This is a genomic window from Candidatus Microbacterium colombiense, from assembly GCA_029203165.1.
Lineage (GTDB): Bacteria > Actinomycetota > Actinomycetes > Actinomycetales > Microbacteriaceae > Microbacterium > Microbacterium colombiense.
The window spans coordinates 152,212-176,864 of the sequence record CP119308.1; the positions used below are offsets into that span (position 1 = coordinate 152,212).

At 68.5% G+C, this 24,653-nt stretch carries 33 protein-coding genes; 16 read left to right on the forward strand and 17 right to left on the reverse strand.

Annotated elements, in window-relative coordinates; genetic code table 11:
* Positions 1-34 precede the first annotated feature (34 nt).
* Both msrA and msrB read right to left on the reverse strand, forming a co-directional pair.
* A complete protein-coding gene (msrA, locus tag P0Y60_00800; protein ID WEK61328.1) occupies positions 35-580 on the reverse strand; it encodes a peptide-methionine (S)-S-oxide reductase MsrA in 546 nt (181 codons plus the stop codon).
* A complete protein-coding gene (gene msrB / locus P0Y60_00805) occupies positions 577-1,050 on the reverse strand; it encodes a peptide-methionine (R)-S-oxide reductase MsrB (protein ID WEK61329.1) in 474 nt (157 codons plus the stop codon). Before msrB ends, msrA begins: the two co-directional genes overlap by 4 nt.
* 155 nt (positions 1,051-1,205) lie before the next feature.
* Between msrB and P0Y60_00810 the strand changes: the two genes are divergently transcribed.
* Complete coding sequence (locus P0Y60_00810) at positions 1,206-2,123, forward strand: DUF808 domain-containing protein (protein ID WEK61330.1); 918 nt, start codon at positions 1,206-1,208, stop codon at positions 2,121-2,123.
* Between the two features lie 10 nt (positions 2,124-2,133).
* On the opposite strand, the gene P0Y60_00815 is transcribed toward P0Y60_00810, so the two are convergent.
* Positions 2,134-2,574 (reverse strand): hypothetical protein, encoded by a 441-nt coding sequence (locus P0Y60_00815; protein ID WEK61331.1) that lies wholly within the window; start codon positions 2,572-2,574, stop codon positions 2,134-2,136.
* 48 nt (positions 2,575-2,622) lie between these two features.
* Positions 2,623-3,375: an NAD-dependent epimerase/dehydratase family protein gene (locus P0Y60_00820; GenBank protein WEK61332.1), complete on the reverse strand. Its 753-nt coding sequence runs from the start codon at positions 3,373-3,375 to the stop codon at positions 2,623-2,625.
* A 127-nt stretch (positions 3,376-3,502) separates the two neighbouring features.
* Here P0Y60_00820 and sigJ point away from each other — a divergent pair, with 127 nt between their 5' ends.
* Entirely contained in the window at positions 3,503-4,435 is a 933-nt protein-coding gene (sigJ, locus tag P0Y60_00825) for an RNA polymerase sigma factor SigJ (protein ID WEK61333.1), read from the forward strand.
* A gap of 22 nt (positions 4,436-4,457) precedes the next feature.
* Here the strand turns inward: sigJ and P0Y60_00830 are convergent, their stop codons facing one another.
* Positions 4,458-4,835, reverse strand: coding sequence for a type II toxin-antitoxin system VapC family toxin (locus P0Y60_00830; protein WEK61334.1), 378 nt, complete (start codon positions 4,833-4,835; stop codon positions 4,458-4,460).
* Positions 4,832-5,083 carry a ribbon-helix-helix protein, CopG family gene (locus tag P0Y60_00835; protein WEK61335.1) on the reverse strand — a complete coding sequence of 84 codons (252 nt, stop codon included), beginning with the start codon at positions 5,081-5,083 and terminating at the stop codon, positions 4,832-4,834. The genes P0Y60_00830 and P0Y60_00835 overlap by 4 nt, the downstream gene beginning before the upstream one ends.
* A gap of 222 nt (positions 5,084-5,305) precedes the next feature.
* On the opposite strand from P0Y60_00835, the gene P0Y60_00840 reads away from it, so the two are divergent.
* On the forward strand, positions 5,306-5,824 hold the full coding sequence (locus P0Y60_00840) for a GNAT family N-acetyltransferase (GenBank protein ID WEK61336.1): 519 nt from the start codon (positions 5,306-5,308) through the stop codon (positions 5,822-5,824).
* A gap of 12 nt (positions 5,825-5,836) precedes the next feature.
* Entirely contained in the window at positions 5,837-6,541 is a 705-nt protein-coding gene (pnuC, locus tag P0Y60_00845; protein ID WEK61337.1) for a nicotinamide riboside transporter PnuC, read from the forward strand.
* Positions 6,542-6,640: 99 nt separating this feature from the next.
* Here pnuC and P0Y60_00850 read toward each other — a convergent pair whose 3' ends face one another.
* The 8 genes from P0Y60_00850 to P0Y60_00885 are packed head-to-tail and all read right to left on the reverse strand — an operon-like array spanning position 6,641 to position 13,038.
* Positions 6,641-7,081, reverse strand: a complete 441-nt coding sequence (locus P0Y60_00850; GenBank protein WEK61338.1) for a hypothetical protein — start codon at positions 7,079-7,081, stop codon at positions 6,641-6,643.
* Positions 7,082-7,141: 60 nt separating this feature from the next.
* Positions 7,142-7,321 (reverse strand): hypothetical protein, encoded by a 180-nt coding sequence (locus tag P0Y60_00855; protein WEK61339.1) that lies wholly within the window; start codon positions 7,319-7,321, stop codon positions 7,142-7,144.
* Positions 7,322-7,358: 37 nt separating this feature from the next.
* Positions 7,359-8,096: an amino acid ABC transporter ATP-binding protein gene (locus P0Y60_00860; GenBank protein ID WEK61340.1), complete on the reverse strand. Its 738-nt coding sequence runs from the start codon at positions 8,094-8,096 to the stop codon at positions 7,359-7,361.
* Entirely contained in the window at positions 8,093-8,959 is an 867-nt protein-coding gene (locus P0Y60_00865; protein ID WEK61341.1) for an amino acid ABC transporter permease, read from the reverse strand. The genes P0Y60_00860 and P0Y60_00865 overlap by 4 nt, the downstream gene beginning before the upstream one ends.
* A complete protein-coding gene (locus P0Y60_00870; GenBank protein ID WEK61342.1) occupies positions 8,956-9,804 on the reverse strand; it encodes an ABC transporter substrate-binding protein in 849 nt (282 codons plus the stop codon). Before P0Y60_00870 ends, P0Y60_00865 begins: the two co-directional genes overlap by 4 nt.
* Positions 9,805-9,836: 32 nt before the next feature.
* Positions 9,837-10,265, reverse strand: coding sequence for a cupin domain-containing protein (locus P0Y60_00875; GenBank protein ID WEK61343.1), 429 nt, complete (start codon positions 10,263-10,265; stop codon positions 9,837-9,839).
* Positions 10,262-11,575 carry an amidohydrolase family protein gene (locus P0Y60_00880; protein WEK61344.1) on the reverse strand — a complete coding sequence of 438 codons (1,314 nt, stop codon included), beginning with the start codon at positions 11,573-11,575 and terminating at the stop codon, positions 10,262-10,264. The genes P0Y60_00875 and P0Y60_00880 overlap by 4 nt, the downstream gene beginning before the upstream one ends.
* Positions 11,572-13,038: an adenosylhomocysteinase gene (locus tag P0Y60_00885; GenBank protein ID WEK61345.1), complete on the reverse strand. Its 1,467-nt coding sequence runs from the start codon at positions 13,036-13,038 to the stop codon at positions 11,572-11,574. The genes P0Y60_00880 and P0Y60_00885 overlap by 4 nt, the downstream gene beginning before the upstream one ends.
* 263 nt (positions 13,039-13,301) lie before the next feature.
* Between P0Y60_00885 and P0Y60_00890 the strand changes: the two genes are divergently transcribed.
* The 12 genes from P0Y60_00890 (at position 13,302) to P0Y60_00945 (ending at position 23,591) form a co-directional block, all read left to right on the forward strand.
* A complete protein-coding gene (locus P0Y60_00890; protein ID WEK61346.1) occupies positions 13,302-14,879 on the forward strand; it encodes an ABC transporter substrate-binding protein in 1,578 nt (525 codons plus the stop codon).
* A gap of 5 nt (positions 14,880-14,884) precedes the next feature.
* Complete coding sequence (locus tag P0Y60_00895) at positions 14,885-15,838, forward strand: ABC transporter permease (GenBank protein ID WEK61347.1); 954 nt, start codon at positions 14,885-14,887, stop codon at positions 15,836-15,838.
* The gene (locus tag P0Y60_00900) at positions 15,835-16,680 is read left to right on the forward strand and encodes an ABC transporter permease (protein WEK61348.1); all 846 of its coding nucleotides are present in this window, start codon (positions 15,835-15,837) and stop codon (positions 16,678-16,680) included. The genes P0Y60_00895 and P0Y60_00900 overlap by 4 nt, the downstream gene beginning before the upstream one ends.
* Positions 16,677-18,362 (forward strand): ABC transporter ATP-binding protein, encoded by a 1,686-nt coding sequence (locus P0Y60_00905; GenBank protein ID WEK61349.1) that lies wholly within the window; start codon positions 16,677-16,679, stop codon positions 18,360-18,362. Before P0Y60_00900 ends, P0Y60_00905 begins: the two co-directional genes overlap by 4 nt.
* A gap of 2 nt (positions 18,363-18,364) precedes the next feature.
* The gene (locus tag P0Y60_00910; protein ID WEK61350.1) at positions 18,365-19,282 is read left to right on the forward strand and encodes a LysR family transcriptional regulator; all 918 of its coding nucleotides are present in this window, start codon (positions 18,365-18,367) and stop codon (positions 19,280-19,282) included.
* Entirely contained in the window at positions 19,279-20,076 is a 798-nt protein-coding gene (locus P0Y60_00915) for a carbon-nitrogen hydrolase family protein (GenBank protein ID WEK61351.1), read from the forward strand. Before P0Y60_00910 ends, P0Y60_00915 begins: the two co-directional genes overlap by 4 nt.
* Before the next feature lie 33 nt (positions 20,077-20,109).
* Positions 20,110-20,871, forward strand: a complete 762-nt coding sequence (locus P0Y60_00920) for an aldolase/citrate lyase family protein (protein ID WEK61352.1) — start codon at positions 20,110-20,112, stop codon at positions 20,869-20,871.
* 236 nt (positions 20,872-21,107) lie between these two features.
* Positions 21,108-21,557, forward strand: a complete 450-nt coding sequence (locus tag P0Y60_00925) for a carboxymuconolactone decarboxylase family protein (GenBank protein ID WEK61353.1) — start codon at positions 21,108-21,110, stop codon at positions 21,555-21,557.
* Positions 21,558-21,671: 114 nt separating this feature from the next.
* The gene (locus tag P0Y60_00930) at positions 21,672-22,715 is read left to right on the forward strand and encodes an iron-containing redox enzyme family protein (protein ID WEK61354.1); all 1,044 of its coding nucleotides are present in this window, start codon (positions 21,672-21,674) and stop codon (positions 22,713-22,715) included.
* Positions 22,712-22,912: a CDGSH iron-sulfur domain-containing protein gene (locus P0Y60_00935; GenBank protein ID WEK61355.1), complete on the forward strand. Its 201-nt coding sequence runs from the start codon at positions 22,712-22,714 to the stop codon at positions 22,910-22,912. The genes P0Y60_00930 and P0Y60_00935 overlap by 4 nt, the downstream gene beginning before the upstream one ends.
* A gap of 41 nt (positions 22,913-22,953) precedes the next feature.
* Positions 22,954-23,220 (forward strand): hypothetical protein, encoded by a 267-nt coding sequence (locus P0Y60_00940; GenBank protein ID WEK61356.1) that lies wholly within the window; start codon positions 22,954-22,956, stop codon positions 23,218-23,220.
* Positions 23,208-23,591 (forward strand): PIN domain-containing protein, encoded by a 384-nt coding sequence (locus P0Y60_00945; protein WEK61357.1) that lies wholly within the window; start codon positions 23,208-23,210, stop codon positions 23,589-23,591. The genes P0Y60_00940 and P0Y60_00945 overlap by 13 nt, the downstream gene beginning before the upstream one ends.
* Positions 23,592-23,602: 11 nt before the next feature.
* Here the strand turns inward: P0Y60_00945 and P0Y60_00950 are convergent, their stop codons facing one another.
* The 3 genes from P0Y60_00950 to P0Y60_00960 are packed head-to-tail and all read right to left on the reverse strand — an operon-like array spanning position 23,603 to position 24,638.
* A complete protein-coding gene (locus P0Y60_00950; GenBank protein ID WEK61358.1) occupies positions 23,603-23,935 on the reverse strand; it encodes a rhodanese-like domain-containing protein in 333 nt (110 codons plus the stop codon).
* Complete coding sequence (locus tag P0Y60_00955) at positions 23,932-24,177, reverse strand: hypothetical protein (protein WEK61359.1); 246 nt, start codon at positions 24,175-24,177, stop codon at positions 23,932-23,934. The genes P0Y60_00950 and P0Y60_00955 overlap by 4 nt, the downstream gene beginning before the upstream one ends.
* Before the next feature lie 14 nt (positions 24,178-24,191).
* A complete protein-coding gene (locus P0Y60_00960; protein WEK61360.1) occupies positions 24,192-24,638 on the reverse strand; it encodes a hypothetical protein in 447 nt (148 codons plus the stop codon).
* Positions 24,639-24,653: the final 15 nt, after the last annotated feature.

Below are 24,653 nucleotides of genomic sequence, written 5' to 3' on the forward strand. Positions count from 1 at the left end.
CCGTCGTGAGACGGAGGGCCTTCGGTGAGCCGGCTCAGACCGCGGCGGTCTCCTCGCGGCGGGGCAGGACCCATCCCGCGCGCGGGAAGTGGCAGGTGTAGCCGTTGGGGTACTTGATCAGGTAGTCCTGGTGCTCTTCCTCGGCCTCCCAGAACGGACCCTCGGGCTCGATCGTGGTCACGGCCTTGCCCGGCCAGAGTCCGGAGGCGTCGACGTCGGCGATCGTGTCACGCGCCATGGTCTCCTGCTCGGGGCTGAGCGGGAAGATCGTCGAACGGTAGCTCGACCCGCGGTCGTTGCCCTGACGATCCTTCGTCGAGGGGTCGTGGATCTGGAAGAAGAACGCGAGGATGTCGCGGTACGTCGTCCGGGCGGGATCGAACACGATCTCGACCGCCTCGGCGTGGCCGGGGTGATTGCGGTAGGTCGCGTGGTCGTTCGAGCCGCCGGTGTAGCCGACACGGGTGGCGAGCACTCCGGGCTGGCGGCGGATCAGATCCTCCATGCCCCAGAAGCAGCCACCGGCGAGGACGGCGGTCTCGGTCCCGGGGGTGCGGGTGATGTTTCCGGTGTCGGTCATGACTGCTCCTCGGTGTCAGTGGTGGATGCGGAGAAAAGGGGGCTGTAGCGACCGTACCCCTCCTCCTCGAGCCGGTCGACCGGCACGAAGCGGAGAGCGGCGGAGTTCATGCAGTAGCGCAGGCCCCCGGCGTCGCGGGGACCGTCGTCGAACACGTGTCCCAGGTGGCTGTCGGCCCCGGTCGAGCGCGCCTCGGTGCGCTTCATGAACAGCGAGCGGTCGGTGCGCGTGGTCACGGACTCCGCGTCGATCGGCTTCGTGAAGCTCGGCCATCCGGTGCCGCTGTCGAACTTGTCGGTCGACGAGAACAGGGGCTGGCCCGAGACCACGTCGACGTAGATGCCGTCGTCGTGGTTGTTCCAGTACGCGTTGCGGAACGGCGGCTCGGTGCCGTCCTCCTGCGTGACCTCGTACTGGAGGTGCGTGAGGTCGCTGACGGCCTCGGAAGTCTTGCGGTAGTCGTTCGACATGATCTGGCTCCTTTGTCCGACGCGGCTGGCTGCGGCGTCTCTCATCACAACCAGGCGACGCCACGTTTTGGTCCCCCGGGGCTGGGAGCGGGCTGTGAGTTTCTGCGGAATGGATAGAGTGTCACGTCTGCACACAACACCCCGGGGAGACATACATGTCGGTTGGACTGCTCGCGGTCGTCGATGACATTCTCAGCGCTGCGATGAAGGCCTCGGCCAAGGCTGCCGGGGTGGTGATCGACGATGCCGCCGTGACTCCGCAGTATGTGCAGGGCATCACGCCCGCGCGAGAACTGCCGGTGGTCGCCAAGATCGCCGTCGGATCGCTGGCGAACAAGTTCGTGATCATCATCCCGATCGCGCTCCTGCTCACCGCGTTCGCCCCCTGGGTGCTGCCCTACCTCCTGATCCTCGGTGGCGCGTACCTGTGCTTCGAGGGCGCCGAGAAGGTGCTGGAGTGGTTCGGCGTGCAACACGGCCACGCCGACGAGGGCGCGCGCAACGAGAACAAGCTGGTGTGGGGCGCGGTGCGCACCGACCTGATCCTGTCGACCGAGATCATGCTCATCTCCCTCGCGAACCTCGAGGCCGGACTCGACATCTGGACGACCCTGGCGATCCTCGCGGTGATCGCACTCATCATGACCGGCGTCGTCTACGGTGCGGTCGCCCTGCTGGTGAAGATCGACGACATCGGCCTGAAGATGGCCAAGAACCCGGTGCAGCGCATCCGTCACACCGGCACCCGCATCGTGCGGTCGATGCCGGCGGTCTTCCGCTTCATCAGCGTGCTCGGAACCGTCGCGATGCTCTGGGTCGGCGGACACCTGCTGCTCGTGAATCTCGGCGAGGTCGGCGTGCACGCCGGAGCCGACATCCTCCACGGCATCGAAGACCTGCTCGAACCGCTCGGCGGCGTGATCGTCTGGATCGGCGACACGCTGTTCAGCGCGGTCGCGGGGCTGATCGCCGGCATGATCATCGTCGGCGTGGTGCTCGGGATCGCCCGCCTGCTGGGCAAGAAGGCGAACTTCCACGAGGGCGAGGAGTCCCCCGCCGACGTGCACGTCTGATCAGCCTCGCTCAGCGGCCGCTCATCGGCAGATGACGTTGGCGCGCGACGAGAGCGAAGAGCAGGCAGAGGATGCTGGCGCCGAACAACACGAACGGCAGAAGAAGACCGCCGGTCGCGAAGTAGATGCCACCGCTGGCCCCCGTCAGGATGAGAGCGAGCGGTCCGGCCCATCCCAGGATCCGCGGGTTCCTGGTCGACGATCGCACCCAGATGATCAGCCCCACCACCGCCATGGTCCCCCCGAGCAGAAGACCCAGCGCGCTGAGCAAGAGCGATACCGTGCTCCGCGAGACGTCCTCCCCGGACGGCACCGCCGCCAGGGCCAGGAGTGAGAAGGTCAGCGCACCTCCGCCGATGAACGCGAGAAGACCGGGCATGATGAGGTCCCTCCCGGTCGGGATGCGAGCCGCACGGGCGCCACGGGCAGCGGTGGGATCGACAGTGCTCATGGCCCCATGAGAGCACACTCGAGCAGACGAACTCCAGAGGATGCTGCGTCAGCTGAGCGTGTGGTCGGCGCTGCGCAGCCACTCGTCGAAGGTGATCGAGCCCTGTTGCGCATCGCTCTCGCCCCGCAGCGAGCCCGACGAGAGGCCCGCGCCGTAGCTCCCGGGGAGCCGCACGCCGAGAACCCGCTGACGGATGCCGTCGAAGGCCAGCTGACGCCGGGCGACGTCGACCAGTTCCTCGTCTCGCGGTCCGACCAGATCGATCGCCCGACCGGCCGGCCCCGCCTCGGCCACCCGCACCAGGTGCGCACCGACCTCACGCGCGGCGACAGGGCGCATCAGGGTCTTCGGCATCAACGCGAACGGGCCCCGCATGCCCGACAGTAGTTGCCCGGCGAATTCGTGGAACTGCCCGGCGCGCGCGATCGTGGAGGGCACGTCGCCCGCCGCGACGGCCCTCTCCTGGGCGAGCTTGCCGGCGTAGTACGAGGCGTCGATGCCGTCGATCCCCACGATCGACAGCGCGACATGATGCCCGACCCCCGCCGACTTCTCGGCGGCCAGCAGATTCCGGGTCGCGGTGTCGAAGAACGACCGCGCCTTCGCCGCCGACAGGGTGGTCAGATTCGTGACGTCGATCACGGCATCCGCCCCGCCGAGTGCGTCGGCGAGACCCGCGCCGGTGAGCACATCCGCCCCGTTCGCGCGCGACAGTACGATGACCTCATGCCCGGCCTGCTGCGCGGCCTCGACGGTGAAGCGGCCGACGGTGCCGGTACCTCCTGCGACGGCGATCCTCATCCGTGTCCCTCTCGTTCGGGGTGGGTCGATCCTCACCCTGTCACAGAGATGACGACCCACGGCCTCGACGTGTGAGGTGTCTGCCGCAGGTCGTAGTCTGCGAGATGCACCCCTGTGAGGAGAACCCGTGGTCGACGATCCGCACGACGCGCTCGACGAGCGCCGCCGACTGTTGTCGGTCGCCTACCGGATGACCGGCACGCTCGCCGATGCGGAGGACGTGGTGCAGGAGACCTTCGTCCGCTGGTACCGGCAGACGGATGCCGAGCGCAGCGGCATCCTGAATCCGGCCGGGTGGCTCACGACCGTCGCGAGTCGGATCGCCCTCGACCTGCTGACCTCCGCTCGACGGCGCCGCGACCAGTACGTGGGGCAGTGGCTCCCGGAGCCGATCCCCGTCGACGCGTTCTCGGGCATCGGTCGGGTGAGCGTGACGTCCCCCGACCTCGACGATCCCCTGGAGCGCGTCACGTTCGAGGATTCGGTGTCGACCGCGCTTCTCGTCGTGCTCGAGGCGATGACACCGTCGGAGCGCGTGGCCTTCGTGCTGCACGACATCTTCGACGTGCCGTTCCCCGAGATCTCGGAGATCCTCGGTCGATCGCCCGCTGCCGTGCGCCAACTCGCGACCTCCGCACGCCGTCATGTGCGGGAGAACCGTGCGACCGTCGTGCCGCGCGCCGAACACGACCGCGTCGTGCGGGCGTTCCGGGCGGCGACGCTCACGGGCGCCGTCTCCGAGCTGGTGCGCGTGCTCGCTCCCGACGTCGAGCTGCGCAGCGACGGCGGCGGTGTGGTGCGCGCGGCGCTGAACATCGTCACCGGAGCCGACAACGTGGCGCGTTTCCTGCTCGGGATCGCCGGCAAGAACCCGAACCTCGTAGCGGAAGAACGGCAGACCGGAGACGGACTCGCCTTCGTCTTCCGCGCCGATGGTCAGGTCGCCTCGGTCATGAACCTCGAGATCGAAGAGGGCCGGGTCCGGCGGCTGTGGATCGTGCTGAACCCCGCGAAGCTGACCTCGTGGAGCGAGGGTTCGTACGACGAATCCCGGCGGTGACGACGCCGACGGGATTCGATCATCAATATGGGACAGCCAGCCCGTCGATCATCGGGAAGTGCTTCACGTTGCGCGTGAGCACGCGCGCACCGAGGAGATCGGCCGTCGCGGCGATGATGAAGTCGGCGGCGTCGATACCGGAGAACGCCGGGAGCCAACGCCGCCCGAGTTCGCCTGCACGTTCGGCGACCTGACGATCGATCGGGTGCCAGATCACCTGCTCGAGCAACGGTGCAACGGCTGCGAGTTCGCTCTCCCGGATGAGAACGAGCAGTTCGGTGCGTACGATCTCGCTCGAGTGCAGAGGGCCTTCTTCGACCGCGGCGATCAGCGCCGCCTGGGCTCCGACCACCCCGCGTGTGTGGTCGATGAAAACCGACGTGTCGACGAGAGTGATCACGAGCCGCCCAGCCGCCTACCGGATCGGAGACCGTGGACGAGTTCAGCGCCGTCGACGTCACCGGGCACAGCGCCGAACGTCGCGGCGAGCGCCGAACGCGTCGCCTCCTGCTGACCTCCCTGGCCGAAGGTCGCGTGGATCGCCTGGCGGATGAGCGCACTCATCGAAAGCCCCGTGCGCCGCGATACCGCATCGAGCACGCGACGGTCGTCGTCGCTCAGCGAGATCTGGGTACGCACAAGGCTCATGATGTAACGAATATACATCATGTAAGTGGAGCGGGGCGAATGAACCCGGAACGCCGAACGGAGCATCCACCCATCCTCCGGCTATCGCACGGCCTGCGATGCCTGACCGCGCCCCACCGCCGACGACGGTGGACAAGCCGGCATGCGTCATCGACCGTGCAGAAGGAGTGCATCCTGCTAACGTCAGCGATGCGCGCCCGAAGCGCAGATGCAGGAGACCCAGTGCAGATCAGGGATGCGGTCGTCGCCGACCTCGAGACGATCACCGAGATTCACAACCACGCCGTGGTGCACACGACCGCGATCTGGAACGAGGATCCGGTCGACATCGACGACCGCGCGGCCTGGCTCGCGGAACGCTCTCATCGCGGATTCCCCGTCATCGTCGCCGCCGATGAGACCGGCGTGGTCGGCTACGCCTCCTTCGGCGACTGGCGTCCGCACAGCGGGTTCCGTCAGACCGTGGAGCACTCGGTGTACGTGCGGGGCGACCAGCAGGGACGCGGCGTCGGCAAGGCACTCATGCAAGAGCTCATCGCGCTGGCGCGGTCGAGCGGGGTGCACGTCATGGTCGCGGCCGTCGAGAGCGGCAACATCGGATCGATCCGTCTGCACGAGAAACTCGGCTTCCATGAGGTCGGACGCCTTCCGCAGGTCGGCGCCAAGTTCGGCCGCTGGCTCGACCTGAGCCTGCTCCAGCTCACCCTCGATGAGCGCCCCGCTCCCACGACCGCATCCTGAACGGAGAACACGATGGATGCGCTGCAATGGCTCGTCGACGCGTTCAACTCCCAGTGGCAGCTGCCCGGCGGGCAGACCCTTCTGGTGCGCGAAGTCGTCGGCAACGTCTTCGGACTCGCGAGTGCGATCGGGGGCATGCGCCGAAAGATCTGGGCGTGGCCCGTCGGCATCATCGGCAACCTGCTGCTGCTGACCGTGTTCCTCGGATCGATCCTGAGCCCTGACCACTCGCTGCCGCACCTGCTGGGCCAGGCCGGACGCCAGGTGATGTTCATCGCCGTCGCGATCTACGGCTGGGTCCGCTGGCGCAATGCCTCAGGCGGCACCGTGACACCGCGGTGGGCACCGACGAGCGCGCGTATCGGCATGGTGCTCGTGATGATCGTCGGCACGGTCGCCCTGACACCGCTGTTCCGCGCGCTCGGCTCGTGGGAGCCCGTCTGGGCCGATGCCTGGACCTTCGTCGGCTCGCTGCTCGCCACCTACGGCATGGCACGGGGCTGGACCGAGTTCTGGCTCGTCTGGATCGCCGTCGACGTGGTCGGGGTGCCGCTGCTGTTCAGCTCGGGGTACTACGCCACCGGCTTGATGTACGTCTTCTACGGACTGTTCACCGCGACCGGGTTCGTGATCTGGTGGCGCGCGCAGGCGAAGGCCTTGGTGGCACCGGTCGAGATCCTGCCGCCCGACCCCAGCCCGCGGCATCCACGCGGCTGACGCGTCTTCGCTGCGTCTGCTACTGCCGCCGCTGCGTACCGTTCGCAGGGCGCGGGGCCGGATGCAGGGAGAAAACCGGCATCCGGCCCTGCATCCTGCTCATCGCCCTGCAGCGTGAACGTCTGCTGCGCGGCCCGGTGACGGCATCCGCCCAGGGATCAGCAGCACCACGCCCAACGCCAGGCTGACGCCCAGGGCGATCATCTCGCCGACCGCGTCGCTGACCGGCATGTGGTGCAGGTGCGTGGCGTGGTAGAGGAAGTGCAGCAGGCCGAACACGGTCCAGGCGATGCCGAGGATGCGGAACACCGCCGTGCTGCGCCAGATCAGTCCACCGATGCTGGCTGCGGCGAGCGCGAGGTACATCGCCCCGACGTCGCGGATCAGATGCTCGTTGAAGGGACCGTCGACCGACACCCACGAGCCGAGCACGCCGGGGAACGAGGCGTAGAAGCTGGCAGCGGCGAAGTACGCCCATCCGCCGACGAAGAGGCCCAGTCCGGTCGATACGGCGAGGGCGATGATGTGAAGTCGTCTCATACCCCAGTCGACGACGCAGAGCGCAGGATCGTGAGGTTCAGGAGCGCAACGTGCGCGAGCTCAGTCCGCGTCGCGGCGGAACACCGACCGCAGGAAGAAGTAGACACCCGCCGCGACCACCAGCACGATGGCCAGCTTCGCGATGAACCACAGCACGGAGAAGAGCGCGCTGACCAACCACCACGCGATCACCACGGCGAGGATGACACCGACGACGGTCCAGAGGGAGTTCTTGGTCATGACTCCAGCCTAGGCATTCTTCTGCGAGCGACTCGTCTCAGTGCCGCACGCGCGAGAGGAACTCGGCGGTCGCGGCCTGCTGCGGTGCATCGAACACCTGCGACGGCGGCCCCTGCTCGACGATCACACCGTTCTGCAGGAACACGATGCGGTCGCCGACCTCGCGCGCGAACGACATCTCGTGCGTCGCCATCACGATCGTCGTGCCCTGCCGCTTGAGCTCGCGCACCAGGTCGAGCACCTCGCCGACCAGCTGTGGGTCGAGCGCGCTCGTGATCTCGTCGAGCAGCAGCACCTCGGGCTGCGTCAGGATCGCGCGCACGATCGCCACGCGCTGCTGCTGACCGCCCGAGAGCCGGTCGGGGTACTCACCGGCCTTGACGCCGAGGCCGAGCGTGTCGAGCAGTGTGCGCCCGCGCTCGCGCGCATCGGACGCCGACATCCCGTGCACACGGCGCGCGGCCAGGGTCACGTTGTCGAGCACGGTGAGGTGCGGGAACAGGTTGAAGTGCTGGAAGACGACCCCGATGCGGGCGCGCACGCCGTCGGCATCCACCCGCGGATCGGTGATGTCATCGCCGGACAGGAAGATCTGGCCGTCGTCGATCTGCTCGATCAGGTTCATCGTCTTGAGCAGCGTGGACTTTCCCGACCCCGATGCGCCGATCAGCACGACGACCTCGTGCGCGTCGACGGCGAGATCGACGCCGCGCAGCACGTCGTGGTCGCCGAAGCGCTTGCGCACGCCGCGGGCCTCGATCACGGGAACGGTCATACGACTCCTCCGGCCTGCTCGCGCTTGTTGAGGCGCGAGGTGACGACGTCGGTCAACCGGATCATCGGCCAGCTGAGGATGATGAACATGAGCCCCGCGACGATGTACGGCGTGAAGTTGTAGCTCTCAGCCACCTGCAGCTGCGCGGCGCGGACCGCGTCGACGGCGCCGAGCACCGAGATCAGACCGACGTCCTTCTGCATCGACACGAAGTCGTTCATGAGCGCGGGCACGACCTTGCGCACGCCCTGCGGGATCACGACGATGCGCAGCGTCTGCCCATGCGAGAGACCGAGCGAGCGAGCAGCCACGCGCTGCGAGGGATGCACCGCCTCCATCCCGGCTCGCAGCACCTCGGCGACGTACGCCGAGTAGGTGATGACGAGAGCGATGGTTCCCCAGAACATGGCGGGCATGCGAGGGAAGATCATGAGCGCCGGAATGCCGAAGCCGACCAGGTACAGCACGATCAGCAATGGCACACCGCGGAAGAAGTCGGTGTAGGCCGCGGCGAGCGCGCGCAGCGGGAAGAACACCGGCCCGCGCAGCGAACGCATCGTGGCGAGGAGCGTGCCGAGGATCGCCACGCACACCGCGGCGATCACGAGCACCAGGAGGTTGAGCAGCAGGCCCTGGAAGATCGGTCCGATGCTCTTGAGTGCGATCTGCGGATCGAAGAACGTCTCGCGGACGATCGCCCAGCCGGGGGTGTTGACGACGACGGCGATCAGCACCCCGGCCAGCAGCACGCTGCTGCCGAACGCGATGAGAACCGACCGGGTCGTCGCCCGGCGCCGCAGAGCGCGGCGCGACAGCTCGAGCTCGCTCGGCTGCCACGCCGTCTCGACGGGTTGTGAGGTCATTTCAGGACGGGCACGTCGACCGCGTCGCTGAGCCACTTCTGCTGCAGCTCGTCGAGCGTGCCGTCTTCGCGCAGGGCGTCGACCGCCTCGGTGACGGACGTCGTGAGTGCCGATCCCTTGGGCAGCACGATGCCGAACTCGTCGCCGCCGTCGGCCTCGGCGAACTGGCCGGTGACCACGCCGTCGTCGAGCTGGGCACCCACGACGTAGAACGCACCGGGCAGGTCGGTGATCATGGCGTCGATCTGGCCGCCCTTGAGGGCGAGCACGACGTCGTCGACCGAGTTGAAGACGCTGAGGTTGGCTTCGCCGAGCTGCGCCTTGGCGACCGTGTAGCTCGTGGTGCCGCTGGCGACGCCGACGGTGGCCTTCTTCAGCTCGTCGATCGTGGTCGCCGATGCGGCGGGCGAGTCGCTCTCGGCCACGACCGCCTGGGTGGTCGTGTAGTACGGCGAGGAGAAGTCGACGGCCTTCTTGCGGTCGTCGGTGATCGAGAACTGCTGCAGGTTGATGTCCCAGTCCTTGGGACCCGGGGCGATCGCGCCGTCGAAGGTCGTGCGCACCCACACGATGTCGTCGGCCGAGAACCCGAGCTGCTCGGCGACGGCGTTCGCGACCGCGCCTTCGAAGCCCTCACCGTTCGAGGGGTCGTCGTCGACGAACCACGGCTCGTAGTTCGGCTCGCCGGTGGCGATGGTGAGCTTGCCGGCGGTCACCGTCTGCAGGGCACCATCGGAGGAGCCGGCATCGGTCGACGTGGACGGGCTGCAGGCGGCCAGAGAGGCGACGACAGCGATGGCCGCGACCGCGGTGGCGGCGCGACGAAGGGAGGGAGCGAAGGGCACGGCGACTCCTGAGGGAGGAAGGACGGGTTCGGTTACAGATTAGGCGATGCGGCGAGTCGCCAATCGGCGAAATCAAAACCTGGGGATACGACGCACGAGACGAGTACCTCGGCGTCGTCGAGCGGCCGGGCCGCCTGCCAGACGCCGGCGGGCACGAGCACCTGGGCGGCATCCTCCGGTCCCAACACGATCGTGGTGGCGGTGCCGGGTTCGGCGCCGTCGCCACCGAGGCTCAGCTCGAGCCGACCGGGACCGTGCCACAGCCACATCTCGTCGCTCGTGACGACGTGCCATTCGCTGCGTTCGGACGGCAGCAGGAGGTAGTGGATGCAGGTCGCCGCGGGGCGTGCACCGTTCGGAGTCTCGACCGGGATCGGGCTCGTCCAGGTGCGGCGGAACCAGCCGCCCTCGGGGTGCGCGGCGAGGTCCAGCCGCTCTGCCGTGTGCGGGCGCTGGGTCATCGGAGTCCTCCAGGTGCGGTCGTGAGCGTGGTGAGGTCGAACGACTCGGCCGCGTATCGCACCTCGCCGGCGACGACGGTGGCGGCTGCGCGGCCGGCACCGCTCTCGACGAGATCGGCCACCGCGTCCGGGCCGGCCGGCACGTCGAAGAAGGTGAGGTCGGCGAGTGCGCCCACCGCGAGGTAGCCGGTGCGATCGGGCCCTACGTCGATGCCCATCGCGTGCGCGCCCCCGAGGGTGGCGGCGCCGAGGAGGCGTGCGTGCAGATCGCGGTCGGTGTACCCCTGCGCCCGAGCGATGCGGGCGAGCTGGGCCACGTCGGCGAGCACGTCGAGGGATGGGCTGGATGACAGCGAGTCGGTGCCCACCGCGATCGGACTGCCCTCGCGCAGATACGCCGCGATCGGCGGCTCCTCGAGGCCGATCACGGCATTCGACCGCGGGCACAGGGCGACGGTCGTGCGCCGCTCGCGCAGCACGGCGCGGTCGCGCGCGCTCATGTACACGCCGTGGGCGATGTGGCAGTCGGGACCGAGCACGCCGAGCTGGTCGACGAACTCGGTCGCGCTCGTGCCGAAGCCCGCCTCACGCAGCGCCTGGAAGCTCGCGAGGCCGGCGGTGTGCCAGGCCTGCGGATGCTCGTGAGCGAACTCCCGCTCGAACGCGGCCTCGCCGAGGTGGATGTGGATGCGCCCGCCGCGCTCGCGCACGATGTCGGGGATCTCCAGCAGCGGTTCGATGTCGAGCGAATACGGGGCGTGCGGGGAGAGACCGGTGCCGGGCGGCGTGGGAAGGGCATCGAGCGCCTGCTCGACCTGCGCGCGACCGGTGCGCGCCCAGTCGTCGTTCGTCCAGCTCATCACCTCCCAGTAGGTGATGCCGTGCAACCGGGCATCGTGCAGCGCCGTCGCCGCGGAGCTGTCGGTGACGACGTCCGCCACGGCCGTCGTGCCGAAACGCAGGGCCTGCTCGGCGCCGGCCGCCGCATCCGCCGCCCAGTCGCGGCCCTCCTCGTAGACCGGATCGAAGGCGCGCGCCCAGTCGTCGAAGCCCTCGTACTGGCCGCGGCCGACCTCGGCCATGCCGGTGTACTGCAGATGGGTGTGCGCGTTCACGAGGCCGGGCGTCAGCACGCCGGGCCAATGGACCTCGGTCGGGGTGATGCCGCGTTCCGAGAGCGAGTGCAGCACCCACGCGCGCTCGCCGACGTGCATGATGCGCCCGTCGCGCACCGCGACGGCGCCGTCGACGATCGCCGGCGCCGTGATCGGAACGACGAGTCCGGCTGAGAAGACGGTGACGGCGCTCATGCGTCCACTCCCGCGAATCGCGGCGACCGCCACTCGCGTTGCGCCGCGACCTGGGCCCTGCTGGGTTCGTCGAGGTGCTCTCCCCGCACGGCGAGCGCGGCAGCGGCGATCTCCTGGTCGGCAGCGGCCGGAAAGGCGTGCACGCCCGGAGGAAGCGTCGACGTGAGCAGATGTGCGACGGCCCCCAGCTGCACGGCGAAGGAGAGGTCCATGATCTCGATCGGGTTGCCCTCTGCGGCCGCGAGGTTCACGCATCCTCCCCGTGCGATGAGCAGTGCGCCGTCACCCGCCCGGTCGACGTGGGGCGAGGTCTCGCCGTGCGCCCCGGCATACGGCCGCAGGCTCGTGAGGTCGACATCGACCTCGTGCGGCACCCCGCCGGCGACCGCCACGATCGCTGCGGTGGCCACGACGTCGGCGCCGACCGTGTGCGGAGCGCCGGTCGCAGAGATCACGAGCGCCCCGGGCGCCAGCTCGCGCAAGGATGCGACGGCGTATCCGTCATGCGCCGCGCGCAGGGCACGCACGGCGTCGGCCTCGGCGACCGAGACGCGCGCGCCGAGCGCCCGCAGATGCGCGGCCACACCTTCGCCCACCGGGCCGTAGCCGACCACGACCGCCGGCTGATCGCGCATGGCGATGCCGACGGCATCCAGCGCATCCGCGATCGCGAACACGCACGACTGCCCGGTGCCGTAGCGATTGTCGAAGGACGTCTTGGTCTGCGCGTCGTTCACGGCGATCACGGGGATGTCGAGCACCCCGTCGCGCTGCATGCGCCGCAACGGCGCGAGTCCGCTCGTGGTCTCCTCGGCGGCTCCGCGCAACGACGCGGCGAGTCCCTCCTCGTGAGCGAGCCGGATGACGTGCGATCCGTCGTCGAGCAGCAGATCGAGGCCCCGGCGCAGGAAGGCCACGGCCGCCGCGCGTTCGGCCGCTCCCGACAGCGCAGGATCGCCGTCCACCGGGATTCCGCGAGCGCGGAGCACGGCTGCCACCTCGACATCGATCTCATCGGGATGGGCGTAGACGGCGACGTCGGCGCCGGCGTCGCGCAGCAGCAGCGCGAGCTGCGCGGTCTTCGGCTCGAGCACCATGGCGATGCCGATCCGCACACCGCGCACCACGAGGGATTCCCGGAGCGCCCGCGCGAGATCGGTCGAGACGGTCATGTGCGCGCCGGCCAGATCCACGCGCTTCTCCGCGGTGTCGCGCACGGGCAACGGGTGCCCGTCCATCCGGATGTCGACCGCATCGCCGGGGGCGAAGACGACGCCAGCCTGATCGAGGGAGGCATCGAGAGAGGCATCGAGATGGGCGCCGAGGGAGGCGAGCAGCTGACGCAGTGCATCGGCGACGGCATCCGTCCCCGACACCGAGAACCTCCGGCCGGCGACGAGCAGATTGGTCTCGCGGGCGAAGCGGCGCACCAGCCGCTCCGCGGTCATGGTCGCGTCGTTCACTCGTTCAGCGTAGACGCCTGCGGGCATCGGCCGATCCCCCGAGAAGAACCCCTGGTCAGAAGGGGTGGTTAAGCATTCTGTTATCTCCCCCTGAGAAATCGAACTAGCTGCTTATGTGGCAGGCGGAGATAATCAATCACGAAAGGTCTCACTCCACCCCCCGAGACCCTCAAACCCGACGAGCAGCGGAGCCGTCGATGGTGACGCTCCGTGCTTCGTGAGATTCGAACGATGGTGCCGCGTCACCATGGAAGGACTCTGTCATGCCCATTTCACAGCACGTCAGCCGGCACGAGAGCCGCGCAACCCGCCGGTGGATCGGAGCCGTCGCGTTCAGCGCGGCATCCATCCTCGTCCTCGCCGGATGCGGCGGTTCCGGGAGTTCGGCCGACTCCGGCGACGGCGGTTCCGAGACTCTGGTCTTCGGCCTCTCCGCCGAGCCCGCCACCCCGATCACCGGAATGCAGCAGGGCGGCGCGGTCAACCAGCTGCTCACCATGGTGCATCGCGGTCTGATGACCTACGACGAGAGCGGGGCCGTCGTGCCCGGCGTCGCCGAGTCGGTCGACACCACCGACCCCACCAGCTACGTCTTCACCCTGCGTCCCGACCTCACCTTCCATGACGACTCGGCCCTCACCGCCGAGAACGTCAAGAACTCGCTCGACTACTATCGCGACCCGGAGAACGGCTCGCAGCTCGCCGCCGGGCTGAAGGACATCACCGACATCGCCATCGACGGCGACACCGTGACGATCACCCTCGCGCAGCCGAACACCGCGTTCCTGCAGTACCTCGCCCTGCCGTTCGCCGCCATCGTGCCGGATGCCTCGCTCAACGCCGACACCCCGAACTGGGTCGGAGCCGGCCCGTTCGAGATGACCGACCTCGAACAGGGCATCGGGCTCACGGTGGAGAAGAGCGACAACTACTACGACGCCGAAGACGTGGCGCTCGACACGATCGAGGTGAAGTTCTACCCCGACGGGGAGGCCCGCACCAACGCGCTGCTCAGCGGCGACGTCGACATGATCGAGTACGTGCCGTGGGAGAACTTCCAGCGCGTCACCGATGCCGGTCTCACCGTCGACGCGCAGCAGGGCCCCTTCCAGTACGTCCAGTTCAACGTGACCGAGGGCCCGTTCGCCGAACCGAAGGTGCGCCAGGCCGTCGCCTACGCGCTCAACCGCGACAACGCGGTGCTCGCCGCCTTCCAGAGCAATGGCGCGCCGCTGAACGGCATCGTCATCCCGGAGGACGACCCCGCCTACGACCCGGCCGCGGCCGATCTGTGGAGCTACGACCCCGAGAAGGCGAAGGATCTCCTCGCCGAGGCCGGCTACCCCGACGGCTTCTCGGCCACGCTGCTGTCGACCTCGCAGTACACGTTCCTGCAGGACAACGCCCTGTCGGTGCAGGAGGACCTGCGGGCGATCGGCATCGACGTCACCCTCGACGCCCCCGACTGGTCGACCCGCGTCAGCAAGGGCAACGCGGGCGAGTACGACCTCGCAGTCTCGGGTGACGCCGGCGTCGTGACCGACCCGTCGTACCTGCTGAACTGGGTCGTCGACAGCCGCAACTTCAACGTGGGCTGGGGCTACTCGAACGACACGCTGCGCGGTCTCATCGAGGAGGGCCTGCGGGCCAGCGACGACGACACCAAGCACGAGATCTACCAGCAGGTCGCCGACCTGTGGGCCGAAGAGGTGCCGTTCGCATCGATCAACACCCGCGAGCAGGCCTACGCCTACAACGACAAGGTGAGCGGATTCGAGACCCTGCCCGGGTTCCTCGTGTTCTACAGCTCGCTCAACCTCGCACACGCGTCCGTGAAGTAGGACCCGTGCTGCTCTTCATCGCGAAGCGCGTGGCGATGGGGGTGGGACTGGTCCTGCTGGTCCTCACCCTCATCTTCTCCGCACTCCAACTCGTTCCGGGCGACCCCGCCGTGCTGCTGCTCAGCACCGGCGACGGCGGGGCGCCCAGCCCGGAGGCCGTCGAGAAGCTGCGGGAGCAGCTGGGACTCAACCAGCCGCTCCTCACGCAGTACCTCTCGTTCCTCAGCGGCGTGTTCACCGGCGATCTCGGCGACTCGTTCCGCACCTCGCAGCCCGTGCTCGAAGCGATCGGTGACCGACTGCCCCGCACCCTCATGCTGGTCGCCTACGCGACGATCCTGTCGATCGTCATCGGCGTCACGATGGGCGCGATCGCCGCCCGTCGCGGCGGCTGGGTCGACACGCTCGTCACGGCCCTGAGCTCGATCGGCGTCGCCCTTCCCGTGTTCGTCTTCGGCGCGGTGCTGATCCTGCTGTTCTCGATCACACTGAAGTGGTTCCCCGCCGGAGGCTACGTCGACCCATCGAAAGACCTCCTGGGGTCGCTGGCGAGTCTCACGCTGCCGGCGATCGCGCTCGCGGTCGGGTTCGCCTCGCAGATCGCGCGGATGACCCGATCCGCCGTTCTCGAGGTGCAGACGCAGGACTGGGTGCGCACCGCGAAGTCGGTCGGCCTGGCACCGTTCACGGTGTTCCGCCGCCACGTGCTGCGCAACTCGCTCACCCCGGTCGTCACCGTGGTCGGTATCGGCTTCGGCACCCTGCTCGGCTCGACCGTGCTGGTCGAGAGGGTGTTCAACTACCCCGGCCTGTCGAGCCTGCTCGTCGACGGCGTCACGACGCGCGACTACCCGGTCGTGCAGGGCGTCGTGATCGTGATCGCGCTGCTGTTCATCGCGATCAACATCATCGTCGACATCACCTACGGAATCCTCGACCCCCGAGTGAGGCGAGCATGAAACTCAGCCCCCGCATCCGCCAGGCCATCACGCCGCTGCGGACCGTCATGGTGGTCTACCTCGTGGTGATCATCGTCCTCATGGCGTTCGCCCCCGTGCTGGCGCCGTACGACCCCATCTCCCAGAACGTGGCGCTCCGGCTGCAGCCGATGTTCAGCCCCGGGCACCTGCTCGGCACCGATGAGCTCGGCCGCGACATCCTCTCGCGCATCATGTTCGGCGCTCAGGTCGAGTTGTTCATCGCCCTCGGCGCCACCCTGCTCGCGACCGTGCTGGGCACGCTCCTGGGCCTGCTCGGCGGGTACTTCAACGGGCTCACCGAAGTCGTGACCATGCGTCTCGTGGTCGATGTGATCCTGGCCTTCCCGCCGATCGTGCTCGCGCTGCTGGCGGTCACCCTCTACGGGCCAGGGCCGATCACGCTCATCATCGCGATGGGTGTGCTGTTCGCGCCGATCTTCGCCCGCATCACGTACGGGCAGGTGCTCTCGACCAAGCGTGAGGAGTACGTCGACGCGGCGCGCACGTTCGGCGCCCCGACCGTCGTGATCCTGTTCCGCACGGTGCTGGCCAACGTCTCCGCGCCGATCATCGTGCAGTTCTCGCTCACGATGGCCGCGGCGATCCTCATGGAATCGGGGCTCAGCTACCTGGGCCTCGGTGTCGTGCCGCCCACCCCGTCCTGGGGCTCGATGGTCGCCGCGGGGCAGCGGTATCTGACCACCGATCCGCACGTGCTGCTGGTCCCCGGCGCGGTCATCGTGCTGACGATCCTCGCCTTCGGCATCCTCGGCGATGCGTTGCGCGACCTCCTCGACCCGAAAGCGAAGAAGCGCTCATGAACGAACCGCTGCTGCAGGTCGACGGCCTGTCCGTCGAGTTCCAGACGCCGGACGGCTGGCGCCAGGTCACATACGACGTGTCGTTCGGCGTCGACCGGGGCAAGACGCTCGCGCTCGTCGGCGAATCCGGGTCGGGCAAGTCGGTGACGGCGATGTCGATCCTGGATCTGCTTCCCCCCAACGCGCGACGCACCGGGCGCATCCTGTTCGACGGCGTCGACCTCGTACCTCTGAAGGACAAGGGTCTGCGACCGCTGCGCGGGTCGAGGATCGCGACGATCTTCCAGGAGCCGATGACCGCGTTGAACCCGGTGTACACGATCGGGCATCAGCTGGTCGAGGCTCTCACCAGTCACCACGAGCTCGACCACAAGAAGGCCAGGGAGCGCGCGATCCAGCTACTGCGCGACGTGCACATGCCCGCGCCGGAGGAGAAGGTCGACCACTACCCCCACCAACTGTCGGGCGGCCAGCGTCAGCGCGCGATGATCGCGATGGCGATCTCGTCGGAGCCCGATCTGCTGATCGCCGACGAGCCGACCACGGCGCTCGACGTGACGGTGCAGGCCGAGATCCTCGATCTGATCGCCGAGCTGCAGGATCGCATGGGGATGGCGGTGCTCATCATCACGCACGACATGGGCGTGGTGGCGGATGTCGCCGACGAGGTCGTGGTCATGAAGGACGGGAAGGTCGTGGAGAGCGCGCCCAGCCGCGATCTCTTCCGCGACCCCCAGGAGGCGTACACTCAGGCGCTCCTCGCTGCGGTGCCGCACCTGGGCAAGGCCGACGACTTCCTGTCGGCCGCGCGCAATAAGCTGCGCATCGACGGGGTGACCGCGGCCACCCCGCTGCCCGAGACGGTGTTGCGGCTGGAGAATGCGGTGATCCGCTACCCCGGTCGGTGGCGGCGGCCCGGGTTCCAGGCCATCAACGGCATCGATCTGCAGGTCGCCCGCGGCGAGATCGTCGGGCTCGTCGGCGAATCCGGATCGGGCAAGTCGACGATCGGCAAGGCCGCGATCGGGCTGCTCCCCGTGACCGAGGGCGTGCTGGAGGTGCGCGGCGAGCGCATCACCGGTCGGCCAGGACGCGCACTGCGGCAACTGCGACGGCACGTGACGATGGTGTTCCAGGATCCGGCGTCCTCGCTCAACCCGCGGCGCACGATCGGACAGGCGATCTCCGATCCACTGCTGTGGCAGGGGCTGGTGCGCGACCCCCGCGCCCGGCGCGCACGGGCGAAGGAACTGCTCGAGCAGGTGCAGCTGAACCCGGACTGGTCCGACCGCTACCCGCACGAGCTGTCGGGCGGTCAGCGTCAACGCATCGGCATCGCCCGCGCGATCGCCACCGACCCCGTGCTGATGATCGCGGATGAGCCCACCTCGGCTCTCGACGTGTCGGTGCAGGCGCAGGTGCTCGATCTGTTCCTGGCCCTGCAGCGCGAGCTCGGCTTCTCGTGCCTCTTCATCAGCCACGACCTGTCGGTGGTGGAGACCCTCTCGAACCGGGTCGTGGTGCTGCGGCACGGCGACGTGGTCGAAGAGGGCCCGACGGAAGACGTGCTGCACCACCCGAGCGACGAGTACACGCGGCGCCTGATCGCGGCGGCTCCGGTGCCGGATCCCGAGATCCAGCAGGTGCGCCGCGCCGAGCGGCTCGCGCTGAGGAAGGGCTGATCATGGAGACACGACGGCTGGAGATCTTCGTCGCGCTGGTCGACGCCGGCGGCTTCAAGCAGGCCGCCGCGAGTCTCTACATCACCCCACCCGCGCTGTCGCAGCAGATCTCGCGGCTGGAGAAGGATGTCGGGGTCGCGCTGATCGACCGCACGATGCGGCCGATCGTTCCGACAGAGGCGGGGCGCGAGTTCTACTTCCGCTGCCGGCGCGTGCTGGAGGCGATGCAGCACATCACGCAGCTGCTCGACGATGAGCGCAGTCACGAGTTCGGTCGCGTGCGCGTGGGCATCGTGCCCGCCATGATGTACAGCCGGCCGGCCAGGGCGGTGCGGCGGTTCATCCGCGAGCATCCGGCCGCCAACGTGCAGGTGCGCAGCATCGCGACCTCCCTGCTGATCGACGAGCTCGAACAGGGATCGATCGACGTGGCCATCCTGCTCACCCAGCCGGATCTGAAGGATCTGTCGTCGGCGACGCTGTTCGGCGAGGAGTACCTGGCCTGCCTGCCGATCGATCACCCTCTGGCCGAGGAGGAGGAGATCAGCTTCGCCCAGCTGCGCAACGAACGCATCCTCCAGGGGCCGCGCGTGGCGAACCCCGCCGGGTACGACGCGATCGTGACCGCCTGCATGCGCGCCGGCTTCTCGCCGCGCACGCACGAGGTGATGGGGTCGTATATGGATCACGCCGCCATGGTCTCGGCCGGAATGGGCGTGGGGTTCATCCCCGATTCCCTGTCCGACATCCATCCGCACGATGTCGTCTACCGCCGGCTCGTGAACCCCTCGGTGGGGCTCACCGCGTCGATCTCGTGGTTCGAGCGACGCCTCGACTCCGTGGGGCGCTCGTTCGTGCGCCACTGCATCACCGAGCTCTCCGACCTGGAGAGCATCACCCCGACTGAAGGAGAATCATGAAGTTCGCGATCGGCCAGATGGTCTCAGGAGAGGACAAGGTCGCCAATCTCGCCGAGATCACGCGCCTGACCGAGGATGCCGCTGCCGCCGGTGCGCGACTGGTGGTGTTCCCCGAGTTCGCCATGTTCGACGTGCCGAAGCTCGACGAGCAGTTCATCACACACGGCGAATCGCTCGACGGCCCCTTCGTCACCGGCCTCGCCGACCTCGCTCGGCGCACCGGCGTCGCGATCGTCGCCGGCATGCTCGAGACGATCGAGGGTGAGCCGCGCGGGTACAACACGCTCGTGCTCGTGACACCGGAAGACGGACTGTCGCGGGTCTATCACAAGCTGCATCTGTACGACGCGTTCGGCTTCCTCGAGTCCGACCACATCCGCCCCGGCGACATCGCCGGCCCGGTGACGTTCACCATCGACGACGTGACCGTCGGGATGCTGACCTGCTACGACCTGCGGTTCCCCGAAGTCGCCCGGGAACATGCGGATGCGGGCGTCGACCTGCTGCTGTATCCGGCGGCGTGGATGCCGGGTGCCCGCAAGGAGGACCACTGGAACACGCTCGCCCGCGCTCGTGCGATCGAGAACACGCTCTACGTGGCCGCGGTCTCGCAGGGGCCGTCGATCGGCACCGGCGGCAGCATCATCGTCGATCCGATGGGCATCACCCTCGGCGAGATCGGTGAGCGCAGCGGCATCGCCGTGGCCGACGCCACCCCGCAGCGTGTCGCCGAGGTGCGCGCCGTCAACCCCTCACTCGCCAACCGTCGCTTCACCGTGGTCGCCTCGGCCTGACGCCGTCGCCCCACAGAACTGAAAGGAAAGATCATGTCTCACACGCTCAAGCAGGGAGCCTGGCTCTCGGACGGCAGCAGCGCGATCGGCGAGATCGTCGCCGGGCTCGGCTACGACTTCGTGGTGCTCGACATCGAGCACGGCTCGTTCGACCTGTCGATCCTCGAGCGCTTCATCCCGCTGCTCAAGAGCCTCGGACTCGAAGTTCTGTCGAAGGTGCTCGTGCCCGAACGCGGCGCGATCCAGCAGGCGCTCGACTTCGGGTCGGACGGGGTGATCATCCCCCACATCGAGGGGCTGGAGCACGCCAAGCGCATCACCGACTTCGCGAAGTTCCCGCCGCTCGGCTCGCGCAGCCTGGCCGGTGGACGCACCATGAACTACCGCGGCTACTCGGACGAGTGGATCGCCGCGCAGGACCGCGACATCAAGGTGTTCCCGATGGTCGAGGATCCGGGTGCGCTGCGCGACATCGAGCAGATCGCCGCACTGCCGACGGTCGACGGCATCTTCATCGGCCCCGGCGACCTGGCGGCGATGAGCGGCCGCGGTGCCTACAAGCAGACCGAGGCGGACTTCGACGACTTCCGCAAGGTCATCGCCGCAGCCCGCGCGAACGACAAGCCGTGGGTACTGCCCGCCTGGACCACGATCGAGAAGGAGTTCGCGATCGCCGAGAACGCCGACTACGTGCTGCTGACCATGCAGCACGCCGCGATCTCGGAGGGCTACGGCAATGCCCGCGCGCTGATGGACGGCCTGATCTCGAACGCGCAGGTGCCGGTCGCCTCCTGACGCCCGCCCGACTCGACGCCCCCACGCTGCCCCCGGCGCGGGGGCGTCGTCCTGCGCGGCCCCCGGCCCCGTTCACAACTCCTCAAGAACGCGCCAGATTCGCCCGCATCCGGCCTGTCGGGGGCCGCAGCCACCATTTTCTGAGGAGTTGTGAACGACGCGCACGTCACACTTCCGCCACCTGCGCCGTCATACCTGGTGGAGGCGCAGACGCGCCCCGGAACGAAGGAGATGACGTGTCGCACGTGAACATCGGCAAGGTGTACTCGGCCCCGTACCAGGCGATGCTGGAGTTCAGCGCGAAGGCCGCCGAGGCGGGGGTGGATGCCGGACTGTCGCCACTGCTGGTCGAGCTGGTCAAGATCCGCGCCTCGCAGCTCAACGGCTGCGCGTTCTGCCTGAAGATGCACGCCGCCGACGCGGTGAAGGCCGGGGAGACCGCCGACCGCCTCGCGGTGCTCGCGGGCTGGTGGGAGTCGCAGTACTTCAGCGCCGAGGAGCAGGCCGCCCTGCAGATCGCCGAGCGCGTGACCCAGATCGGCGACCACGGCCGCCTCCCCGACCGCGGGGTGGATGTCGACGGCATCCTGAATGAGAAGCAGATCGCCGCCGTGACCTGGCTCGTCGTCGTGATCAACAGCTGGAACCGCATCGCGATCAGCAGCCACTACCCCGTCGGAGCCTGACAGGTTGCGGCAGGGCCCGCGTCCTGCCGCATCCGGGCACCACCCGTCAAGTCCCTTCCCGGAACGATCTCCCCGAACGAGACTGCCTCTCATCCGACCGATGGGAGCCTCCCCGTGAGCTCGACCACCCTCCACCCCACCACTGCGCGCCCGGGCTTCTCCGCGCGCGGCCCTCTGAGCGACGCCATCCTGCGACGGCTCACGGGCGGGGACGAGACCGACCACGTCACTCTGGCTCGCCACGCGCTCGCCGAGACGCCCGACGTCGTGCGCGATGACGACGTGCAGCTCGCGCTGTTCCTGCTCTACGCGTCGTCGTACGGCTCTCTTCCCGAACTCGACGCCGACCTCGAGTGGGCGCCGGATCTCGTCGCGACCCGCGGCCTGATCGAGGCCGCATTCGAGGCGGCCCTGCGCGCGAGCGTTCCGGCACCGGAGACCCCGGAACCCACGGTCGATGCGGTGGGTCGGGCGCTGTTCGCGCTGGCGGATGCCGACACCGGACCAAGCCTGTCGCGCTACCTCGCGAAGAAGGCGACGTGGGAGCAGTCGCAGGAGTTCTTCCTGCAGCGCTCGATCTACACGCTGCACGAGGCCGATCCGCACTCCTGGGCGATCCCCCGCCTGCACGGTCGCGCGAAGGCGGCCCTCGTCGAGATCCAGTCCGACGAGTACGGCGGCGGGCGCCCTGACCGCGTGCACGCAAGCATGTTCGCGGCGGCCATGCGCGGCGCCGGACTCGACGACACCTATGGCGCGTACCTCGATGACGTGCCCGCGATCGCCCTCGCCTCGCACAACGTGATGTCGATGTTCGGCATCAACCGGCGGCTTGTCGGTGCGATCGTGGGGCACCTGGCGGCGTTCGAGATGACGTCGTCGATCCCGAACCGACTCTACGGCGACGGCCTGCGCCGCCTGGGCTACGGCGAGGAGGTGACCGACTACTTCGACGAGCATGTCGAAGCGGATGCCGTGCACGAGCAGATCGCCGCGCGCGACCTCGCCGGAACTCTGGCCGAGGATCACTCCGAACTGCTGCCCGACATCATGTTCGGCGCCGCCGCCTGCTTGACCGTCGACGGCTGGGCGGCCGGCCACATGCTCGACAGCTGGACGCGGGGCGAGTCCTCTCTCCGAACGGACGGGACCTCGTGAGCGACGGCGACGTGACGATCACGCCCTACCCCGATGGTCCGCTGCTCGTGCGCGGAGCCTTCGACCTGCGCGACGAAGCCGGCGACCCCATCGAGAACCCCCGCCGCACGATCGCCCTGTGCCGATGCGGACTCTCGACGATCAAGCCGTTCTGCGACGGCACGCACAAGGCGGCAGGCTTCCGCACCGACGCGTGACCCCGGTGCTGCACCTGTAGTGCTGGTGTTACACTTGCGCTATGCCCACGAAGAGTCCTCGGACCCACATCACGCACACCCCGCAGGTGCTGCATGCCCTGGACGTGGCGCGAACGCGATGGCCCGACGAGGATCGTGAGAGCGCGCTGATCCTGCACCTGCTGGACGAAGGCGCGAAGTCCATCGAAGAACACCGGGAAGCCGCCGACGCATATCGCGCCGACCGCATCCGGGCTCTCGCCGGCAAGCACTCCGCGCACTACGGGAGCGGATATCTCGACGAGCTCCGCGCGGAGTGGGACGAGTGATCGTCGTCGATGCCGGCGTGCTGATCGGACTGCTCGACGACCGCGATGCGCATCACAAGTCGGCCGTCGCGATCCTCGAGCGGGAACAGCCGCCCTATCTCGTGCATTCGCTCACGCTCGCAGAGGTGCTCGTCGGCCCGGCGAAGCGCAACCGCGAAGAGGAGGTGTGGCGCGACCTTCGTTCGATCGGCGTGGAGGTGGCAGATCTCGGCGACGGCGACTCGCTCACGCTGGCACAGTTGCGCGCCGAGCACTCCTTGAAGATGCCCGACACCTGCGTGCTCGCCGCAGCCGTGCATCACGGCGTGCCGCTCGCCACATTCGACCATCGGCTGGCCGCCGTCGCACGCCAGAGGGACCTGCTCCTCTGAATCGGGCGCGATCACTCCGCGACGAGGGCTCCCCCGGCCGCGCGCCAATCGATCAGCCCGCGCGTCATGCTCGCGGCGTCGAAACCGAGTTCGGCGAGGAGATTCGCCGCTCCAGTGGAGAGCAGACCGCCCGTGCAGAACAGGATCAGCAATCGGTCGTCCGGCAGCTCGTCCGCCCTGTGCTCCAGCTCCGCCAACGGCAGGTGGATCGCACCGGGGATGTGCTGGCGCCGCCAGTCCTGCTCCCGACGCACGTCGACCACCACGGCGCCTGCCGCGATGAGATCGATCGCCTCGGCGGCGCTCACCGTCGGCGGTCGTCGGAAGAAGTGGCGCACGCTCACCGACGAGCTTCCCTTCGCACGTTGATCAACGTGAGCACCCCACCGAGCACCGGGATCAGCGCCATCAGGCGGGTGCGCAGCATCAGGTCGCGCCCGAGCAGTGCCGTCACGGCGACGGCGAGATAGAGCGTGCCGTGCACGGGCCCGAGCACAGACGCGACCCCGTCGATGTGGACGGTCATGAGGTTCACGAGCAGCACCACGATGCTGAGCAGCTCGAGCACGGAGAGCAGCTCGAGCATCCGCAACAGCGGCCTCACGAGGCACCCGGACGCACGATCATGAGCACGACGACGATCGCCCACAGCAGGTTGAACACACCGGTCAGCATCCGCATCGACCGCACCCCCTGCACTCCGGGCGGCCTGGCGAGCGCATCGCGCTGCGCGGGCACGATCCTCAGAGCCAGGAGCCCTCCGGCGACCGCGGTCAGCACCATCGCGATCGTGATCCAGATCTCGCCCAACCTGCCCTGCACGCCCGCGAGCACGAGCCCGACGAGCGGCACCACGAGAGCGAGGATGCCGTAGGAGCGGGTGATGCGATGCAGCAGCCGGGCCACGTCGACACCACCGCGCTCGGCGCCGACGGTGTCGCCGGCGGCCCGCGGCACGAAGCGGGGGAAGAGGCTTGTCGTCACGGCCACGGGTCCGATGAAGAGGATGCCGGCCAGCACATGGGCGGCGAGAAGGAACTGTTCCACACCTTTAGTCTATCT

What these genes read in the sequence shown, in the direction of transcription:
- msrA (WEK61328.1), bottom strand. Translation starts at nt 580, where the DNA reads ATGACCGACACCGGAAACATCACCCGCACCCCCGGGACCGAGACCGCC.
- msrB (WEK61329.1), bottom strand. Translation starts at nt 1,050, where the DNA reads ATGTCGAACGACTACCGCAAGACTTCCGAGGCCGTCAGCGACCTCACG.
- P0Y60_00810 (WEK61330.1), top strand. Translation starts at nt 1,206, where the DNA reads ATGTCGGTTGGACTGCTCGCGGTCGTCGATGACATTCTCAGCGCTGCG.
- P0Y60_00815 (WEK61331.1), bottom strand. Translation starts at nt 2,574, where the DNA reads ATGAGCACTGTCGATCCCACCGCTGCCCGTGGCGCCCGTGCGGCTCGC.
- P0Y60_00820 (WEK61332.1), bottom strand. Translation starts at nt 3,375, where the DNA reads ATGAGGATCGCCGTCGCAGGAGGTACCGGCACCGTCGGCCGCTTCACC.
- P0Y60_00835 (WEK61335.1), bottom strand. Translation starts at nt 5,083, where the DNA reads ATGAGCCTTGTGCGTACCCAGATCTCGCTGAGCGACGACGACCGTCGC.
- pnuC (WEK61337.1), top strand. Translation starts at nt 5,837, where the DNA reads ATGGATGCGCTGCAATGGCTCGTCGACGCGTTCAACTCCCAGTGGCAG.
- P0Y60_00850 (WEK61338.1), bottom strand. Translation starts at nt 7,081, where the DNA reads ATGAGACGACTTCACATCATCGCCCTCGCCGTATCGACCGGACTGGGC.
- P0Y60_00855 (WEK61339.1), bottom strand. Translation starts at nt 7,321, where the DNA reads ATGACCAAGAACTCCCTCTGGACCGTCGTCGGTGTCATCCTCGCCGTG.
- P0Y60_00860 (WEK61340.1), bottom strand. Translation starts at nt 8,096, where the DNA reads ATGACCGTTCCCGTGATCGAGGCCCGCGGCGTGCGCAAGCGCTTCGGC.
- P0Y60_00865 (WEK61341.1), bottom strand. Translation starts at nt 8,959, where the DNA reads ATGACCTCACAACCCGTCGAGACGGCGTGGCAGCCGAGCGAGCTCGAG.
- P0Y60_00875 (WEK61343.1), bottom strand. Translation starts at nt 10,265, where the DNA reads ATGACCCAGCGCCCGCACACGGCAGAGCGGCTGGACCTCGCCGCGCAC.
- P0Y60_00880 (WEK61344.1), bottom strand. Translation starts at nt 11,575, where the DNA reads ATGAGCGCCGTCACCGTCTTCTCAGCCGGACTCGTCGTTCCGATCACG.
- P0Y60_00890 (WEK61346.1), top strand. Translation starts at nt 13,302, where the DNA reads ATGCCCATTTCACAGCACGTCAGCCGGCACGAGAGCCGCGCAACCCGC.
- P0Y60_00900 (WEK61348.1), top strand. Translation starts at nt 15,835, where the DNA reads ATGAAACTCAGCCCCCGCATCCGCCAGGCCATCACGCCGCTGCGGACC.
- P0Y60_00905 (WEK61349.1), top strand. Translation starts at nt 16,677, where the DNA reads ATGAACGAACCGCTGCTGCAGGTCGACGGCCTGTCCGTCGAGTTCCAG.
- P0Y60_00910 (WEK61350.1), top strand. Translation starts at nt 18,365, where the DNA reads ATGGAGACACGACGGCTGGAGATCTTCGTCGCGCTGGTCGACGCCGGC.
- P0Y60_00915 (WEK61351.1), top strand. Translation starts at nt 19,279, where the DNA reads ATGAAGTTCGCGATCGGCCAGATGGTCTCAGGAGAGGACAAGGTCGCC.
- P0Y60_00920 (WEK61352.1), top strand. Translation starts at nt 20,110, where the DNA reads ATGTCTCACACGCTCAAGCAGGGAGCCTGGCTCTCGGACGGCAGCAGC.
- P0Y60_00940 (WEK61356.1), top strand. Translation starts at nt 22,954, where the DNA reads ATGCCCACGAAGAGTCCTCGGACCCACATCACGCACACCCCGCAGGTG.
- P0Y60_00955 (WEK61359.1), bottom strand. Translation starts at nt 24,177, where the DNA reads ATGCTCGAGCTGCTCTCCGTGCTCGAGCTGCTCAGCATCGTGGTGCTG.